This is a genomic window from Myxococcus sp. CA039A (genome assembly GCF_013336645.1).
Classification (GTDB): domain Bacteria; phylum Myxococcota; class Myxococcia; order Myxococcales; family Myxococcaceae; genus Myxococcus; species Myxococcus llanfairpwllgwyngyllgogerychwyrndrobwllllantysiliogogogochensis.
Window position 1 is genome coordinate 1 of the sequence record NZ_JABUMQ010000248.1, and the last position, 17310, is coordinate 17310.

General features: G+C 68.8%; 13 protein-coding genes and 1 pseudogene. 8 read left to right on the forward strand and 6 right to left on the reverse strand.

Translation table 11 applies throughout. The annotated features are described in order from the left end of the window. Positions 1-264: 264 nt before the first annotated feature. Complete coding sequence (dgcA, locus tag HR086_RS32865) at positions 265-1251, reverse strand: N-acetyl-D-Glu racemase DgcA (protein ID WP_141643894.1); 987 nt, start codon at positions 1249-1251, stop codon at positions 265-267. A 6-nt stretch (positions 1252-1257) separates the two neighbouring features. Beyond that, on the reverse strand, positions 1258-2274 hold the full coding sequence (gene dgcN / locus HR086_RS32870; protein ID WP_174453446.1) for an N-acetyltransferase DgcN: 1017 nt from the start codon (positions 2272-2274) through the stop codon (positions 1258-1260). 208 nt (positions 2275-2482) lie between these two features. Between dgcN and HR086_RS32875 the strand changes: the two genes are divergently transcribed. From HR086_RS32875 to HR086_RS32885, 3 genes are all read left to right on the forward strand, one after another. Then, the gene (locus HR086_RS32875) at positions 2483-3577 is read left to right on the forward strand and encodes a vWA domain-containing protein (protein ID WP_141643896.1); all 1095 of its coding nucleotides are present in this window, start codon (positions 2483-2485) and stop codon (positions 3575-3577) included. 180 nt (positions 3578-3757) lie between these two features. Then, a complete protein-coding gene (locus tag HR086_RS32880; protein WP_371745471.1) occupies positions 3758-4537 on the forward strand; it encodes a metallophosphoesterase in 780 nt (259 codons plus the stop codon). Next, positions 4537-5130 carry a hypothetical protein gene (locus HR086_RS32885; protein WP_174461279.1) on the forward strand — a complete coding sequence of 198 codons (594 nt, stop codon included), beginning with the start codon at positions 4537-4539 and terminating at the stop codon, positions 5128-5130. Before HR086_RS32880 ends, HR086_RS32885 begins: the two co-directional genes overlap by 1 nt. A 40-nt stretch (positions 5131-5170) precedes the next feature. Here the strand turns inward: HR086_RS32885 and HR086_RS32890 are convergent, their stop codons facing one another. Beyond that, the gene (locus tag HR086_RS32890) at positions 5171-7078 is read right to left on the reverse strand and encodes a sulfatase-like hydrolase/transferase (RefSeq protein ID WP_254626566.1); all 1908 of its coding nucleotides are present in this window, start codon (positions 7076-7078) and stop codon (positions 5171-5173) included. 163 nt (positions 7079-7241) lie between these two features. On the opposite strand from HR086_RS32890, the gene HR086_RS32895 reads away from it, so the two are divergent. Together HR086_RS32895 and HR086_RS32900 are read left to right on the forward strand one after the other, a co-directional pair. Beyond that, the gene (locus HR086_RS32895) at positions 7242-8150 is read left to right on the forward strand and encodes a LysR family transcriptional regulator (RefSeq protein ID WP_141643900.1); all 909 of its coding nucleotides are present in this window, start codon (positions 7242-7244) and stop codon (positions 8148-8150) included. A 106-nt stretch (positions 8151-8256) separates the two neighbouring features. Next, a complete protein-coding gene (locus HR086_RS32900; RefSeq protein WP_141643901.1) occupies positions 8257-9828 on the forward strand; it encodes an aromatic amino acid hydroxylase in 1572 nt (523 codons plus the stop codon). A gap of 172 nt (positions 9829-10000) precedes the next feature. On the opposite strand, the gene mrpC is transcribed toward HR086_RS32900, so the two are convergent. From mrpC to HR086_RS32915, 3 genes are all read right to left on the reverse strand, one after another. After that, positions 10001-10747 (reverse strand): Crp/Fnr family transcriptional regulator MrpC, encoded by a 747-nt coding sequence (gene mrpC / locus HR086_RS32905; RefSeq protein WP_015351149.1) that lies wholly within the window; start codon positions 10745-10747, stop codon positions 10001-10003. Positions 10748-11011: 264 nt separating this feature from the next. Continuing rightward, positions 11012-12463, reverse strand: coding sequence for a sigma-54 dependent transcriptional regulator (locus HR086_RS32910; protein WP_174453680.1), 1452 nt, complete (start codon positions 12461-12463; stop codon positions 11012-11014). Between the two features lie 13 nt (positions 12464-12476). Beyond that, entirely contained in the window at positions 12477-13451 is a 975-nt protein-coding gene (locus HR086_RS32915) for a sensor histidine kinase KdpD (protein WP_141643902.1), read from the reverse strand. A gap of 45 nt (positions 13452-13496) precedes the next feature. On the opposite strand from HR086_RS32915, the gene HR086_RS32920 reads away from it, so the two are divergent. The 3 genes and pseudogenes from HR086_RS32920 to HR086_RS32930 form a co-directional block, all read left to right on the forward strand. Then, positions 13497-16367 (forward strand): fused MFS/spermidine synthase, encoded by a 2871-nt coding sequence (locus HR086_RS32920; RefSeq protein ID WP_174453449.1) that lies wholly within the window; start codon positions 13497-13499, stop codon positions 16365-16367. A gap of 165 nt (positions 16368-16532) precedes the next feature. Further along, a complete protein-coding gene (locus tag HR086_RS32925) occupies positions 16533-16790 on the forward strand; it encodes a hypothetical protein (RefSeq protein WP_141643904.1) in 258 nt (85 codons plus the stop codon). Positions 16791-16943: 153 nt separating this feature from the next. Then, positions 16944-17310 (forward strand): annotated as a pseudogene (locus HR086_RS32930) (hypothetical protein); the annotation flags it as partial.

Here is a 17310-nt window from a genome sequence, read left to right on the forward strand (position 1 = left end):
CTTCATGGGTCAGCGGAGGGTGGGGGTCCAACGAGGTAGAACGGCCCAAGGCCATCCAGGTGGTTCACCCCTGAGTTGAACCGGCGGGAGGGTGTTCCCGAGAGTTTCGCGTCCATGTCGAACCCGGCCCCGGCGAGGACACTCGCGACCCAGAGTCGTTCCTCGCGTGGGCGGCACTGGTGGAGGAAACGTCGGTTCCTCCACCGGTGTGCTGTGGCTCGATGTCACGCGACGCGTAACCGCCACGAGGCCCGTGATGGCGGGTCAGCCCCAGAGTTCGCGAGGCGGCCAGAAGAGGGTGTTGCCCTCGAAGTGGATGCCAGGCTCACGGTCCTTCGCGAGCAGCAGGGGGCCGTCCAGGTCCACCACCTCCGCGCCTTGGGCCACCAGGGCGGCCGGGGCCATGGACAGCGAGGTCGCCACCATGCAGCCGACCATGAGTTGAAGCCCGTGCCCACGTGCATCGCGCGCCAGGGCCAGGGCCTCGGTGAGCCCTCCCGTCTTGTCGAGCTTGATGTTGAGGGCGTCGTACTTGCCGACGAGGGTGGCCAGCCCGTGCCTGTCGTGCGCGGACTCGTCGGCGCAGACAGCCACGGGGCGCCGCAGGCCTCGCAGGGCCTCGTCATCCGACGCGGGCAGCGGCTGCTCCACCATCACCACGCCCAGCTCGGCGCAGGCCGCGAGCAGTGACGGGAGCTCGTCGGGCTTCCAGCCCTCGTTGGCGTCCACGATGAGGCGACTGGCCGGCGCTCCGAGGCGGATGGCGCGCAGGCGCTCGATGTCACCCTCGCTCCCGCGTCCCAGCTTCACCTTGAGCAGTGGCCGGTGCGAGGACTTCTCGGCGGCCCGGCCCATGGCCTCGGCGGTGTCCAGGCTCAGCGTGTATGCGGTGACCAGCGGCTGGGGCTCCGACATGCCGAGCAGCTCCCAGATGGGCTTGCCGGTCTTCTTCGCCTCCAGGTCCCACAGCGCACAGTCCAGCGCGTTGCGCGCGGCCCTCGGCTCCAGCGCCTCCGGGACCTCGTCGCGTCCCAGCCCGCCCTCGATGCGCGGACGCGCGGCTTCCAGTGCCCTCAGCACGCCGTCGACCGTCTCCCCATAGCGACCATAGGGGACACACTCGCCGCGCCCCACGGCGCCGCCTTCCTCCAGCGTGACGACCACCACTTCGGCGATGGTCTTCGAGCCTCGGGAGATGGTGAAGCTGCCCGCGATGGGCCAGCTCTCGTGCTTGACGGTGAGCTTGCGCATGCGCGGTCAGCCCTTCGCCGGGAAGCGGCGCACCAGCTCGTCGACCAGCGGGCCGACACCGGTGCGGATGGGGTCGACACAGGGCAGGCCGTACTCGCGGCCGGTCCGCTCCAGCAGCGCGAGGGCGTCCTTCTCCTCCAGGTGCTCGGTGTTGATGGCGAGCCCGGTGCATTGGATGCCCGGGTTCGTGAGCTGCCCCTCCAGCACCGTGCGGTCGATGACGGCCTGGATGGAGGGCAGGGCGTGCTGGACGCCGCGCATCTTCGTACGGGTGGGCTCGTGGCAGACGATGAAGGAGTCGGGCTGCGCACCGTGCAGCAGACCGAGCGTCACGCCCGCGAACGAGGGATGGAACAGCGAGCCCTGGCCTTCCACCAGGTCCCAATGGTCCGCGTCATTGGCGGGTGACAGCCATTCCGCCGCGCCCGCGACGAAGTCAGACACCACCGCGTCGATGGCCACACCCCGGCCGGAGATGAAGATGCCCGTCTGTCCCGTGGCGCGGAAGTCCGCCTTGAGTCCCCGCTCGCGCATCTCCTTCTCCAGCGCGAGCGCCGTGTACTTCTTGCCCACCGAGCAATCCGTGCCCACCGTCAGCAGGCGCAATCCCTGGCGCTTCGTGCCCTTGCCGGTGGCGAAGTCCATGTCGGGGATGCGCACGTCGTGCAGCTTGCGGCCATTGCGCGCGGCGGCCTCGGCGATGGCGGGGAAGGAGGCCAGGCGCTTGTGCAGCCCCGTGGCGACGTCCATTCCCGCGTCCAGGGCCTCCACCAGCTTGCTCACCCAGTGCTCGGGGAGCACTCCGCCCGCGTTGGCCACGCCGACGATGAGCGTCTGGGCGCCCCGGGCCCTGGCCTGGGCGATGTCCAGGTCCGTCAGGCCGCAGTCCGCCCCGCAGCCCGGCAGTCGGAGCTGGCCCACGCACCACTCGGGCCGCCAGTCGACGATGCCGTGGGCCGTCTTCGCCGCGAGCTGGTCGGGTACATCCCCCAGGAACAACAGGTAGGGCTTCTGGATCTCCACCAAGGTCCTCCCCGCGCCCCGGTCTGGGGCTGTGGCGAGGCTTTTCAGCACGCCCCCGACAGGCCCGCAAGGACATCGCTGAAGCCTGCTGGGAGGGGTTCTCCCAACCCCTTGGAACCACCCCACGCGTAGGCCCTCCGGGAGGCCCGAAAATGTCAGACCCGCCCCGTATTCTTCTCTCCGTCGCCGCACACGAGGGGAACGAAAAATGGCCGCGTCAGTGATTGATAATCGCGTCGAGATTGTCTTCAGCTTCGACACCACCGGCAGCATGTATCCGTGTCTCGCGCAGGTGCGAAAGAAGCTGCATGGCACCGTGTCCCGATTGATGAAGGAGATTCCGGGCATCCGCATCGGCGTCATCGCGCACGGCGACTACTGCGACGCGCGCTCGACGTACGTGACGAAGATTCTGGACCTCACGGACGATGCGAAGGCCGTGGTGCGGTTCGTGGACAAGGTGGGGCAGACGGGCGGCGGTGACGCGCCGGAGTGCTATGAGTTGGTGCTGCGCGAAGCGCAATCCCTGTCATGGACGGTGGGCTATACGCGGGCCTTCGTGCTGATTGGTGATGACGTGCCGCATGCGCCGTCGGACAACCCGAAGCGCCTGGACTGGCGCAAGGAAGTGGACGCGCTGGGTAGGATGGGCGTCCCGGTGTACGGGGTGCAGGCGCTGGCGCGGCGCCATGCGACGCCGTTCTACAAAGAGCTGGCGGAGAAGTCGGGCGGCTTCCATCTGAGCCTGGACCAGTTCGCGCACGTCACCGACATGCTGCTGGCCGTCTGTTACAAGCAGTCGTCCGACGCGCGGCTCCAGGCCTACGAGACGGAGGTCGCGAAGGAGGGGCGGATGAGCCGCGGGCTGAACGCCATGTTCAGCACCATGCTCCAGCGAAAGACGTCGTCGGATTACGCGGAGACGGACCTGCGCGCCGTTGCTCCCGGCCGGTTCCAGTCGCTGGAGGTGGACGATGACATGCCCATCAAGGCCTTCGTCCAGGAGAACGGGCTGGGCTTCAAGACGGGACGGGGCTTCTACGAGTTCACCAAGACGGAGACCATCCAGGGGCACAAGGAAGTGGTGCTGATGGACCGCAAGACGGGCGACTTCTACAGCGGCGAGCGGGCGCGGGAGATGCTCGGGCTGCCGCCGGGGGAGACGGTGCGCATCCGTCCCGCCAGCCTGGAGAAGTACGTCGTCTTCGTGCAGAGCACCTCGGCGAATCGCAAGCTCGTGAAGGGCTCGAAGTTCCTCTACGAGGTGGAGGACTGGGACGGGGCCAAGTCCCTCGCGGCCTGAGCGCTTCGGCGAAACGGGCCGAGGGCGAAGGAGACAACAGCGTCAACGGCCTGGGGTTCTCGTTGCGTGCGTGTCGACTGTTGGTCACGTGATGAACTCCATGAGCGGATGTTTCATGTGCCATGGAGCGCCCGACCCAAGGGTTGAAGAGGTGGCACCACGTCGTTACCTCGGACGACCGTGAGGTCCTGGGTCCCATGTCTGCTGCTGCTGTTGCTTTGCGTCAGCTGCGACGTCTTCGAGCTGCACCCCTATGAGATTCGAGGGGGCGTGCGGGACACGAATGCCCGGGCGCTCGAGCGGCTCCAGCGGAACGTCAGCGGCGGGTCCTTCCGCTTCGCGGTGCTGGGAGACATCGGCGTCTACCAGGACGATTCCGTCGACGCCGTGAAGGACCTGGCGCGGCGCGATGTCGACTTCGTCGTGCAGATGGGGGACCTGACGGAGTTCAGCTCCGCCCAGGAGTACGACTGGGTGGCGGGGCTGCTCGAGGACGCGTCAGTGCCCGCGCTGGCGGTCATCGGCAACCATGACCTGCTCGGCAAGGGGCGGGAGCTCTACCTCCACCGCTTCGGGCCGACGTTCCTGGCCTTCGAGCATGGGGGGAGCCGGTTCGTTCTCTTCGACTCCAACTCCCGCGAGTACGGGTTCCCGGGCAACGTGCCGGACCTGGAGCAACTGCGCTCGGCACTGGGCGAAGCGCCGGGTAGCGCGCACCTGTTCACCTTCTCGCATGTGCCACCTGGGCATGCGGACTTCGATGCATCGCTGACAGAGCCGCTGGAGCAGCTCCAGGCGGAGCACGGAGTCACGGTTTCCTTTCACGGCCACACCCACCGCTTCAGCACTGATGCGCGGCGGGGCGTGCGCTACTTCATCGCGGACTCGATAGAGCTTCACAGCTACCTGCTCGTCACCGTCGAGGGCGAGTCCGTGGCTGTGGAGCAGGTCTTCTTCTGATGGCGCGCACCTGGCTCGTGGGTGGACTGCTGGCGTCGATGCTGCTCGCGGCGCATCCCGTGCGCGCGGCGCCGAGGGAGGCGGGGGCGCCGTGGTACGTGCCGGACCACGCGGCGCTCCAGTTCGCCGGCTCGATTGGCATGTTGGCCGCGGGGCCAGGTTGGGCCTTCCTGGACGAGCAGTTGGAGCTGGAGGTGCTGGTGGGCTGGGCGCCTCGGGCGGTGGCGGGGGCGGACTTCGTCACCCTGACGCTCAAGGGCCAGTGGCATCCGTTCCACGTCACCCACCGCGAGTGGAGCTTTCGTCCGTTCACCGTGGGCGCGGCCTTCAGCTACACCTTTGGCGACGACTACTTCCTCACGCTGCCGGACCGCTATGTCTCCGGCTACTACTGGTTCAAGACGGCGCTGCGGCCCGCGCTGTTGCTGGGCGGGAGCGCGGGCCGGCCCGTGCCGTCGCTGGGCCTGAGGCACCTGGAGGGGTACTACGAACTGGTGGCGACGGACTACCGCATCGTCCAGTTCCTCCAGAACCCGAGCACCGTGAAGACGGGCCTGTTCACGCTCGCGCTCGGGGCGCGGGTCCGCTTCTGAAGCGCGCGGTGTGAAGCGGCGGCCCCCGTGGAGGCGGCCTTCAGCGCGGAGGCTGCGTCGCCGTGGCGGGAGGTGAGGGCGGCTCGGCCTCGGTCTGCGCGCCACCGCCCCGGAGTCGACGCAGGATGCGCGGGGCTTCTGCGGCGAAGCGCTCCTGGGCGTCCGGAAGGGGGCGGTCCCACAGGTCGCTGAGCTCCGTGCCGGGGAGTCCCGCGCCGAAGCGCACCTTCAAGTCCCGGCCGATGAGCGCATAGCGCGCCTCCCAGCCAATGGTGGTGAGCAGGTAGCGCCGAGGGTCTGGGCGGCTCATGGGAATCCCGTCACCGAGTTGCTCCGGTGAGTGGGTGTCACCCAGCAGGTCGAACAGGGTGGGCACCAGGTCGATGTGGCCGGTGACGGCCTCGACCTGCCCAGTCGGAAGCTTCTCGTCGAAGACGAGCATGGGGACATGGAGCTGCAGCTCGGTGACGTCGCTGGCGTGGCCGACCCGGCCGTGCTCGCGGAACTCCTCGCCATGGTCGCCAGTGAAGATGACCAGGGGACGCGTTCCGCGTGTGGCCTCCCACTGGCTCAAGAGCTCTTCCACCTTGGTGTCCACCTCGTAGGCGGAGTTCCAGGCGCGGGCCTTGAGGTGCTCGGCGGGGACTCGCGCGGTGGCCAGGCCTCCCTTGCCGTCCCAGGCGGGGGTGAACACCGCCGAGCGCGGCGGGTAGTCGTAGTCGAAGTGCGTGCCCGCGAAGAACACGAAGGTGAAGAGCGGCGTGTCCTTGGGCGTCGTGCGCGCCATGTCCAGCGCGTCCTTCACCATGGCGGTGTCTCGCAGGTGGCTGCGGCCCTCGTAGTCCGTGCGCAGGCCGCCATGCACGTCGCGGAACACGGTGTCCTTGAGGCCCATCCAGTCCACGGAGGACGCGGCGAAGAAGGCCTGGCGATAGCCATTCTCCCGGAGCGCCGGGAAGAGCAGGGGCGAGCGCCCGGCGCCGACCACCGCGTCGCGGCGCTGTGCTTCCAGTCCGAAGAAGAGGCTGAAGAGCGAGTAGTCCGTGGAGCTCGCCGCGCTGTGGTGATGGAGGAAGCGCGTGCCGTGCTCCGCCCTGCGCCAGAGGTGGGGCATGACGTCCGGGCGGAAGAAGTCGTCGCGCAGACTCTCCACGAGGATGAGGACGATGTCGGGCCGGCGCGTGAAGCGCACCGAGGCGGGGTCGATGGTCGACGCGGGGACGCCGGCCTCGGGGCTCACGCCCAGCCGCAGTCCAGACGCGGGGGGCCTGTCCGTCAGCCGCGTGAGCAGGGTGTTCATGCGCACGGGGGGTTGCAGGGGCAGGGTGGTGGCCGCGTGCAGCACGGCGCCACCATGGGCGAAGACGAGCCACGCGCTCGTCAGTCGCTCCACCGCGGTGACGAGGACGAGGATGGCGATGAGCCGGGCCACGTGGCGCGGACGGGGGACTCGCCGCAGGAAGTGGACGCCCGCCCAGACATCGAGCGCGAGGACGCCCAGTGTCGCCGCGCCCAGGAGCGCCAGCTCATGGGGAGCAAGCCCCGTCTCCGCGAGCGCGCGCGGCTGCATGGCCACCGCGAGCACCAGCCCGTTGATGTGGAAGCCCAGCGAGGACAGGACGAGCGCGTCCACGCCGAGCAGGGCCACGCCCAGCGCCACCATCACCGGCAGGGCCAGCGCATAGCGCCGCCCGAGCAGTATCAGGGGCAGCGTGGCCACGAAGGTGAGCAGCCCCAGGAACAGCGCCTGGACGATGCCGCCCACCAGCAGCACGGGACGCAAGGAGCTGGCCAGCCTCCCCACGGAGTCGAGCAGGGGGGCACCGAAGAAGAGCAGCGCGAGCAGCCCATGCAGCGTGCACCAGAGCAGCGCGGGGCCGAGCAAAGGCAGGGCGTCGGCCAACCGCGGGCGGAGCCTCTCGGCGGGAGTGACAGTGGCGGGAGGCATCCGAGACATCGCGCCTCCTGCTAGCCCGCCGCAGGCTGATGTTCAAGGAAGACAGGAACGCCCGGCCGCCTCCTCGCAGTGGATGCACGCCCACTCACGCGACGCGTCGGATAGAGCCTCACATGTCTCGTGTCCGATGGCTCGGCGGTGCCAGGATGGGAGCATGCCGCCACGCAAGCTCGTGCGACACCTCGTCTGGCTGGAGTCCTTCACCGCGGCGGTGGAGGCGGGCAGCATTGAATCGGCCGCCGAGCACCTGGGTGTGGCCCGCTCCGTGGTGAGCGAGCACATCCGCGCGCTGGAGATGGCGCTGGCGGAGGGCGCCACGCTGCTGGAGCGCGGACCCGGCCGACGCCTCCAGCTCACCGCGCGGGGCGAGCGCCTCTTCGCTGGCACCCAGACGCCCCTGCACCAGCTCGACATGAAGCGGCTGCGCGACCTGGCCAGCGCGGAGCCCGTGGTGCGCCTGGGCCTCAATCCCACCCTGTCCATCTCCTTGCTCGGGAAGGTCGCCCGCGACGCCGCCGCCACCGGTCTCAAGCTGGTGCTCAGCTTCGGCGGACCGCACGAATTGACGCGGCAGGTGCAGACGCGACAGCTGGACCTGGCACTGGACTTCACCCCGCTGCCGCCCCACGAAGGCGTGGAGTCGGAGTCCCTGCTGCGCATGTCGTTCGTCGTGCTCGCCGGCCCGGGTAACGCGCTGGCGAGCATGGCCTCGTCCCGGCGGACGCTGCACGTGAAGGACCTGGACGGACAGCCCTTCGTGGACTGGCTGCGAGACGACCCCTATGGCGGCGCCAACAGCGCGCGCTTCGCCGCCCATGGGGTCAAGGTGGCCGAGGTGGCCCGCGTCGAAAGCTTCCTTCTGCTCTACGAGCTGCTGCGCGCCTTCAGCGCCTGCGCGATTACGCCCGACCTGCGGCCGATGCACCCCTTCCCTCCAGACATGCACGCCTGGCCCCTCAAGGAGGACGAGCCCCAGGCCGTGGAAGTCGTGGCCCTCTGGCCCTCCGGCGCGCTCAGTCCCGGTGCCTCCACCGTCCTCGACGGACTGCGTCAGCGCGTATGAGTGCTCGTCGTTAAATCGACGAAGACGTCGAATTCTGCCGGTTTTCCGGAGCCTCCTGCGCCTGTATCTTCTCTGGGCTGAAAGTTTTCACCAGGAGTGCCCGGATATGACGCCAACGGAACTGACGATATCCCGCCTGCCCGCGCATCTGCGGCGCTACGTGGTGAGCCAGGACTACGACGCCTATACGCCGAGAGACCACGCCGTCTGGCGGCACATCCTGGGCAAGCTGCGCGGGCACCTCGGGGAGCGGGCGCACTCCGTCTATCTCGAGGGGTTGTCGGCGACGGGCATTAACCTGGAGTCCATCCCCAGCCTGGACGAGATGAACGAGCGGCTGTCGCGGCTGGGCTGGGCGTGTGTGGGCGTGCGCGGCTTCATTCCGCCGGCGGTTTTCACGGAGCTCCAGTCGATGGGAGTTCTGGCCATCGCCTCGGACATCCGCACGCACGAGCACATCGAGTACACGCCCGCGCCGGACATCGTCCATGAGAGCGCGGGGCACGCTCCCATCATCGCCAACCGGCGGTACGCGGAGTACCTGAAGGCGTGCGGCCTCGTGGGCTTCAAGTCCATCGCGAGCGTGGAGGACCAGGCCGTCTTCGAGGCCATCCGCAACCTGTCGGTGGTGAAGGAAGACCCGGACGCGAGCCCGGAAGAGGTCGCTCACTCGGAGGCGCGACTGGAGGCGGCGAGCGCCAGCCGTCGGTACGTGAGTGAGAGCACGCGGGCGACGCGGCTGTACTGGTGGACCGCGGAGTACGGCCTCGTCGGGGGCCTGGAGTCGCCGCGCATCTACGGCGCGGGGCTGCTGTCGAGCATTGGCGAGGCGGCACTCTGTCTGACGCCGGCCGTGCGGAAGCTGCCGCTCGGCGTGGCGTGCGCGGACATGGACTTCGATATCACCCGGATGCAGCCGCAGCTCTTCGTGGCGCGGGACTTCGAGCACCTGTTCGAGGTGCTGTCGGAGTTCGAGTCCACGCTGGCGTGGAAGCGCGGCGGCGACTTCGGGCTGGAGGTGGCCCGGCAGGCGCGCACGGTGAATCACCTGGTGCTGGCGGACGGCCGCGAGGTGACGGGGCGCGTCCTGGAAACGGTGGCCGCGCCCGCCGAGGTGGCCCCGGGACTCACCACCGCGCTGGTGCGGATGGAGGGTCCGGTCCTCACCTCGCGCGGTGGCAAGGGGGATGGGAGTCGGCCGTGGAACGGTCCGGCGCTGGTGGCCTTCGGTGCGGGCAGCCTCCCGGAGCGAGGAACGTTCAAGTTGTCACTGGCCAGCGGGCTGGAGCTGGAGGGCTTCGCGGCGGGCGGAGGCGAGGTGCTGGCGCTGCGGGCTCGGCTCGCGGGCCGCGCGCTGGACGTGCCCGCGGTGACGAAGCTCTTCGTCACCACGCACCTGCCCTCGGTGGCGGGTGGGCCGGCGGACCCGGAGACGTGGGACCGGTGGTTCGGCGAGCTGGGAGCGTTCGCGGAAGGTGACGGCGAGTCGAAGGCGCGCGAGCGCAAGGCGCTGGCCCTGCACCCGTCGCTCGCGGCGCTCTACCGGGAGGTTCGCGGTCTGCGCGACTCGGGGAAGGCGAAGCCGGAGCGTCTGGCGCAGATCGCCGCCGCCGCGACGGACTTCCAGGACGACTGGCTGCTGCGAGCCGAGGTCGACGAGCTGAAGGCCCGGGCCTGAGGTCGCATCCCGGGGAGTGAAACGTCCCGTCGAGCGCCGCGCCTCCCCGCGCGGCGGCTCCTCGCTTGCCGTCACCCATGAAAACGACGCGGGCCCGGCCACGTAGAAGTCACGTGGTCAGGCCCGTCGTTGACGTCAGTGCTCCCGCGTCATGCGCGGGGGACCGCCGCGCTCACTTCTCCTTGGAGGCAATCTTCCGCAGCGCCTTCTGGTCCCTCACGCAGAGGATGCGGCCGACATTGCCGAGCACGCCCTCGCGCTTCATCTCGTTGATGAGCGTGGACACGAACGAGCGCGACGCGCCCACCAGGTCCGCCAGGTCCTGCTGCGTGATTCCGCGCAGGTCCGTCTCACCGCCATGGGGGCAGCGCTCACCGTGCGCCTCCACCAGCGTCAGCAGGGTGTCCGCCAGCCGCGCGGGAACTTCCTTGAAGGTCAGCCCCAGCACGCGCTTGCGCAGGGCACGCACGCGCTCGGCGTAGGCGCGCACCACGTCCACCGCCAGCGCCGGCCGGGCCTCGAGCTGCGCGCGGAAGTCGCGGCCCTCGATGCTCCACACCTCGGCCTCGCCCGCGGCGATGGCCATCTCTTCAATCGGCGTCCCCTCGGGGCGGAACAGCTCGCCGAACAAGTCGCCGGGGCGGAGGATGGACACCACCGAGCGGGTGCCATTCTTCCCGATGCGCATCAGCCGGACGCGGCCGGACTTGAGCAGATAGACGCGGTCCGTGTTGTCGCCAGGACGGTAGATGGTCGAGTTGTGCGGGAAGGACTCGACCTTGAAGTAGCCCTTGAAGTCGATGGCCTCCTGCCCCGGAACGAGCTTGTTCGCGGTGACCATCATCCCGGAGCTGGTTGCCTGGAGCGGCGCCACGACGTTGGAACCGATAGGGCCGAGGGGGCGATTGAAACCGTGCATGGCATTCACTCCGTGGAAAGCAATCGGGGGTAGGACCGGCCGCCTGCTTCAGCGGCAACGGGGCTTACCTTTTCCAAGGAACGTGCCACTGGGGAATGAAGTGCTCCGGAAGGAACACATCCAGGAATGCCGGGTACTTAGCGCTAGAGGTCCGTAGCACCCACCTGTCTGTGTCCGAAACCTGAAACAGAACGTTCAAACAGTCTGATCATGTTGAACGAAACGTTCAAAGGGTGGGGCCCTTTGTCGTGGCCCGGACAGTGTTCAGGGGTCGTCTTTCACGGTGAACCCGTGCCCTAGAGGGTTCTGTCCCTGTGAAAGATTGTACTTCTGCAGTTTGCGCTCGAGGGTGGGGCGACTGATTTTAAGAATCTGGCAGGTGCGACCCTTGTGCCCCTTTGTGACGGCCATGGCACGGGCGATGAGCATCCGTTCAGCTTCCTCGAGCGTGGGGATGAGGCTGGCGTCATCCACCGCGGGGGCGGTGAACATGAGGGTATTGCTGGCGACGCGGCCCGACTCCGGGGAGGGCGGGATGTCCAGCGTGGGCAGGTCATCCCCGCGCAACACATCGCCCGGCGCGAGCACCACGGCGCGGGTGAGCACGTTCTCCAACTCGCGCACGTTGCCCCGCCAGGGAAGGCGCGTCAGGCGCTCCATGACTTCGGTGGGCACGCGGGTGACGCGCTTGTGCACCTTCTCGTTGATGCGCTCGAGCAGGTGCTTGACGAGCAACTGGATGTCCTCGCGCCGCTCGCGCAGCGGGGGAATCAGGAGGGTAATCACCTTGAGGCGCTGGTAGAGGTCCTCGCGGAAGCGGAGGTTCTCCACCTCCTCGGCGAGGTTGCGGTGGGTGGCGGCGATGACGCGGGCGCGCAGCTTGATGCGCTTGACGCCGCCCACGCGCTCGAACTCGCGCTCCTGGAGCACGCGCAAGAGCTTGGCCTGGAGCATCATCGACATGTCGCCAATCTCGTCGAGGAAGACGGTGCCTTCCTCGGCCAGCTCGAACTTGCCGGGCTTGCCCGCCGTCGCGCCGGTGAAGGCGCCCTTCTCGTGGCCGAACAGCTCGCTCTCCAGCAGCGTGTCGACGATGGCCGAGCAGTTGATGCCGATGAAGGGCCGGGGCTCGTCGTACGAGTAGTTGTGGATGACGCGGGCGATGAGCTCCTTGCCGGTGCCGCTCTCGCCCGTAATCAGCACGGTGGCGTGGCTGCCCGTCACCTTGCCAATCTCCTTCACCAACTGCTGCATGGAGGGGCTGGTGCCGACGATGTCGCCCAGGCGCACCGCGGCGTTCTCCCGGTTCACCTCGTCCGCGCGGCGTGACAGCTGGCGGTACTCCAGCGCGCGCTCGACGACGAGGTCCAACGCGGCCGGGTCCGGGAAGGGCTTGTGGATGTAGTCGAAGGCCCCCGCCTTCATCGCCCGGATGGTGGTCTCCATGTCGTGGTAGGCGGTGACGAGGATGATGCGCGCGTCGCCGCACAGCCCCTTCATCTCCTCGATGATCTCCAGACCGGTGCGGTCCGGCAGCATCATGTCGAGGATGACCACGCTGGGCATGGAGTCCTGCGCCGCGCGCAGCCCCGCCGCGGCGCTGGTGGCGGTGGCCACCTGGTAGCGTGGCTGGCCGTCGTGTTCGATCTCCTCGAAGTGCATCTTCAACGTCTCGAGGAGAGACACGTCGTCATCGACGATGAGAAGGGTCTCCATCATGGCTTCCTTCTCAGGTGGCGAATGTGAGCGTGAAGACCATGCCGGGCTCGGCGCTGCCCTCGGCGGCGACGTCCCCTCCTTGTCCCATCATCACCCGGCGCAGCGCGGCGAGTGACAGTCCCGCGCCGCGCGCCAGCCTCGAGCCGAAGGGCTCGAAGAGGGTGCCGTTCTCCTCCGGAGGCAGGGCGGCGGCGGGGTCCTTGAGTACCATCAGCACGCGGCCCGGCGGGCCCCGGCGAAGGGCCACCTCCACCGGACTGTCCTCGGGTCGACCCATGGCCACGTTGAGCAGCACCTGGGCCAGCACGGGCCGCAGGCGGTTGGGGTCCACGCGCACGCGAGGCAGCTCCGCCTCCTCGTCCACGCGCACCTCGATGCGGCGCTCGGCCAGTTCGGGCGCCACCATGCCCGTGGCCTCTTGAATCACCGAGCGCAGCACGTGCGCGTCCAGGTTGGGCGTGGTGTCGCGGCCATACTCGGACAGGAGCCAGAGCATGCGCTCCATGGTGCGAATCTCGCGGTTGGCGATGGTCAGCCGCCGCCTGTCCCGGTCCGACAGGCCCGTGTTCCGGGCCAGCGTCTGCACCGCCATCTTCACGGAGGACAGGGGGTTGCGAATCTCGTGGCTGAGGGAGCTCGACAGTCGGGAGATCTGCACCGGCGGGGCGCCTTCCAACAGGACGTTGAGGTCCTGGGCGCACGCTCCGGCCTCGCCCTCGTCCAGGCCGAGCGTCAGCCGCAGGGGCGTGGCGTCCTCGTTCCCCAGCGCCGAGGAGATGAACTCCACGGCGCGGCGGTCTTCGCGGGCCCGTGCGTCCAGCTCGCGGGCGCGCTCGGCGGAGACACCGAGGACTTGGTGGAGAGGACGGTCGAGCAGCTCCTCGACGGGGCGGCGGAGCACGGCGGCGCAGTCACCCTGCGCGCGGGTCACCCGCAGGCCTGGAGACCAGGCGAGCAATGCGGCTTGCAGGAGGTGGGCGTTCATTGGTGGGTCCCGAACATAACGAGTAAGGTTCCGCGCTGTCCCCTTATGTCCCTCATCGCGCGTTTCCCGAAGAACCTTGTGTCGGCCCTCCTCTTCCTTTCAGGAGGTACGGCGCTGGTCTACGAGTTGGTCTGGTCCAAGTATCTCGGGAACGTCCTGGGCAACAGTGGGCAGGCGCACGCGGTGGTGCTCGCCACCTTCATGGGCGGCCTGGCGCTCGGTGCATCTGTCTTCGGGAGGACAGCGGACCGGGTGAAGAGCCCGCTGGCCTTGTACGGAGTGCTCGAGTTGGGCGTGGCGCTGTACGCGCTGGCCTTCCCGTACGTGCTGGATGCCCTGGGTGCCCTGTGGCTGGCCGTCGCGCCCGGCGTGCCGGATGGGTGGCGGGTGGGGCCCCGGCTGCTGGTGGCGGCGGTGTCGCTGGTGGTTCCCACGCTGCTGATGGGCGGCACGTTGCCGGCGCTGGTGCGGCACTTCGCGGACAGCCTCTCCGGGGTGCAGCGGGAGCTGGCGCGGCTGTACGCCGTCAACAGCCTGGGCGCGGCGCTGGGCGTCTTCATCGCGGGCACGAAGCTGGTGCCGGTGCTGGGCCTGTCCGCTTCCGCGAAGCTGGCCGCGGGGCTCAACCTGCTCCTGGCCGTCGCGGCGCTGCTGCTCGCGCGCAGGCATCCTCCCGCCCTGGCGCCGGGACAGGCCGCGCCGGTGTCCGAGAGCACGGCGAACCTGGCCTATCCCCGCGTGGCGGTGCGAGCGGCGCTGGTGGGCGTGGCGCTGTCGGGCTTCACGTCCATGCTGTACCAGGTGACGTGGATCCGGCTCTTGTCCATCGTCCTGGGCGCGTCCACGTACGCCTTCACGCTCATCCTCACCGCGTTCATCCTGGGCATCGGCCTGGGCAGCTTCTGGCTGATGACGCGCGCTCAGAAGTCGGACCCGCTGAAGCTGTACGGGCAGATGCAGGTGGCGCTGGTGGCCAGCCTCTGCGTGGCCCTGCCGCTCTACGTGCGGCTGCCGCACCTGTTCCGCTCGGCGCAGTGGATGATGACGCGCTCGGTGGACACCTGGCCATTGTTCCAGTTGTTGACGTTTGGCTTCTGCTGCCTCGTCCTGCTGGTGCCCACGTTCTTCATGGGCGCGGCCTTCCCGGCGGCGGCGCGCGTGGCCACGGCGAAGGTGTCCGAGGTCGGCCGTGAGCTGGGCGGCGTGTACCTGTGGAATACGGTGGGCACGATTACGGGCTCCGCGCTGGGCGGCCTGGTGCTGATGCCGTGGTGGGGCATGGAGGGCAACTTCGTGGCGGGCGTGGTGGCGAACCTCGCCGCCGCCGCGCTGGCCTTCCACGCGCTGCCGGGCCGTCCCTCAAGCCCCGTGCGCGCGCTGTGGCCGGTGGGCGCCGTGGCCCTGCTGGCGGCGGTGGTGCTGGGCGGCATGAGCGGCTGGTCCGTCCGACTGTCGGGCATCGCCTCCATCCGCTCCCACCAGAAGCCCCCGGAGAGCTACGCGAAGCTGGTGGAGGAGACGGAGAAGAACATCCACCCCATCTTCTACCGCGACGACACCTTCGCCACGGTGATGGTGGCCGACTACCCGCAGGACCACCTGCGCTTCATGAAGCTCAACGGCAAGATTGACGCCTCCAACGGCAGCGACGTGGAGACGCAGGTGATTGCCGGACACCTGGGCGCGCTGCTGCACCCGCGCGAGCCCAAGAACGTGCTCCTCGTGGGCGCGGGGGCGGCGATTACCGCGGGCAGCGTGCTGGCGCATCCGGTGGAGCGGCTGGACATGGTGGAGATCGCCCCGGCGGTCATCGACGCCGCGCGCCTGTTCAAGGAGGACAACCGCAACGCGGTGGATGACCCCCGCACGCGCGTCCACATCGACGACGCGAAGACGTTCATGGCGCTGGCCGAGCGCAAGTACGACCTGGTGGTGAGCGTGCCCTCCAACCCGTGGGTGGCGGGCGTGTCTGGCCTCTTCACGCGGGACTTCTTCCAGACGGTGGACCGCCACCTCGCGGATGACGGCGTGCTGGTGCAGTGGATTCACACCTACGAGAGCAACGACGAACTCATCCGGCTGGTGGTCCGCACGCTGCGCGACACCTTCCCGCATGCCACGACGTGGCTGGGGCCGCATGACCTGGTGCTCGTGGCCAGCCGCAAGCCGCTGGCTTTCGACGCGGAGCGCCTGGCCCAGCGGATGGCGGTGCCGGAGGTTCGCGCGGACATGGGGCGCGTGGGACTGACGGACGTCTTCGCGCTCCTGTCCAAGCAGGTGCACAGCGAGGACGGGCAGCTGGCCTTCGCGGGCCCGGGCCCCATCAACACGGATGACCACAACCTGCTGGAGTACGCCTCGCCCATCGCCTTCTTCGTCGCGAACATCGACGTGCGCGTGAAGGACGAGCGCCGCTCTCCCGAAGGCGGCTCGCGCCTGTTCCTGGAGGACTACCTGCGCCAGCACCCGCCCACGGCCGAGGAGGCCGCGCGGCTGTACCGCAACATGGAGCGCTACCACGCGGCGAATGATCCACTGGTGCGCGGCGTGGCCACGCTGTGGCGCTCGGTGGCCCCCGACAGCCGCGAGGCGACGGTGGCGCTGGGCAAGGCCGCCCTGGCCCAGAAGGATTTGACGCTGGCTGCTTCCCTCCTGGAGCCGGAGGTGGCGAAGGGCGGGCGCGAGCCGGAGCTGGTCGCCGCCTACCTGAAGCTCGTCGCCGAGCGGGCCTGGGCGACCCGGACGGTGTGGACCCCCGTGGACGCGGCCCCCGCGCTGGCGCTGGGCCGGCAGGTGGCCTCCGAGTTCCCCGCTGACGCGGAGCTCGCACGCGCCGTGCGAAACCTGTGCGATGCTCTCCCCGCCTCGGCGTGCGCCCCCTCGAAGACGCCCGTCGCAGCCCCGGTTGGCCCCTGAGCGGCCTTCCAGTCTCTGAGAAAAAGAGCTATCCGCCGGGAATTACAGGGGATTGGCCCCATCCTCCCGATGACGGATGGAGGTGCAGGTGGGATCTCCCGTACTGTGCTTTTCAACCCCGAGTAACAGGGTGTCTTTCCCGTTCTGAACCCCAGGAGACTTCCCATGAAGGCGATCTCGAAGAAGAACCAGCTCCGCAAGGCTCGTGGTCAGGGCATGACCGAGTACATCATCATCGTTGCCCTCATCGCGATCGCCGCCATCGGCGTTGTGACGCTGTTCGGCGACAACATTCGCAAGCTGTTCGGCGCCTCCGCGGCGGCCCTGGCGGGTAACTCCAACGTCGCCAACGACGGCCAGAGCTCCAACGTCGCCCTGAACAAGAAGACCATGAAGAGCTTCGGCGAGAACAACGCCTACTAAGCTTTCATGTCTTGGATGCGTCGCCTCACGGCGGTGCCTCTACTCACGTGGCGGGTGTCCTCTTCATCGAGGGCCCCGCCATGTTTCTTTGTGCGCTCGTGCTCGGCGGCAGGGCAGGTGGCCGGGGCGCGGCGCGAAGTCCAGGATGCCCCCGTGACCGAGCCCACCTCCGCGGACCTCTTGCTGCTGCGTCGCCGGGTGGTGCTGTACCGGGTGCTGTCGCTGGTGCTGACGGTGTCCTTGCTGGGCGTGTTGTTCGCCGTGAAGCGGGCGATGACGGTGCCCGAGGACCCGGAGGTCGAGGTCTTCGACGTGCCCGCCGTCTTCGAGTCGCTGGCGAAGAAGAACCCCGACGCGGCGGACATCTCCGACACCTTCTTCTTCTCGGACAGCGCCACGGTGCATCTGCACGTCATGGGGCGCGGGCAGGCGTGTCCGCTGCACATCCACCGCCGGACGCATGAGGCCACCGTCATCGTCGCGGGGCAGGCGGAGGTGCATCAAATCTGGGGGCGGGAGG

Coding starts and splice junctions, on each gene's coding strand:
- dgcA (WP_141643894.1), bottom strand. CDS start 1,251: ATGCGCAAGCTCACCGTCAAGCACGAGAGCTGGCCCATCGCGGGCAGC.
- HR086_RS32875 (WP_141643896.1), top strand. CDS start 2,483: ATGGCCGCGTCAGTGATTGATAATCGCGTCGAGATTGTCTTCAGCTTC.
- HR086_RS32885 (WP_174461279.1), top strand. CDS start 4,537: ATGGCGCGCACCTGGCTCGTGGGTGGACTGCTGGCGTCGATGCTGCTC.
- HR086_RS32890 (WP_254626566.1), bottom strand. CDS start 7,078: ATGCCTCCCGCCACTGTCACTCCCGCCGAGAGGCTCCGCCCGCGGTTG.
- HR086_RS32895 (WP_141643900.1), top strand. CDS start 7,242: ATGCCGCCACGCAAGCTCGTGCGACACCTCGTCTGGCTGGAGTCCTTC.
- HR086_RS32900 (WP_141643901.1), top strand. CDS start 8,257: ATGACGCCAACGGAACTGACGATATCCCGCCTGCCCGCGCATCTGCGG.
- mrpC (WP_015351149.1), bottom strand. CDS start 10,747: ATGCACGGTTTCAATCGCCCCCTCGGCCCTATCGGTTCCAACGTCGTG.
- HR086_RS32910 (WP_174453680.1), bottom strand. CDS start 12,463: ATGGAGACCCTTCTCATCGTCGATGACGACGTGTCTCTCCTCGAGACG.
- HR086_RS32915 (WP_141643902.1), bottom strand. CDS start 13,451: ATGAACGCCCACCTCCTGCAAGCCGCATTGCTCGCCTGGTCTCCAGGC.
- HR086_RS32920 (WP_174453449.1), top strand. CDS start 13,497: ATGTCCCTCATCGCGCGTTTCCCGAAGAACCTTGTGTCGGCCCTCCTC.
- HR086_RS32925 (WP_141643904.1), top strand. CDS start 16,533: ATGAAGGCGATCTCGAAGAAGAACCAGCTCCGCAAGGCTCGTGGTCAG.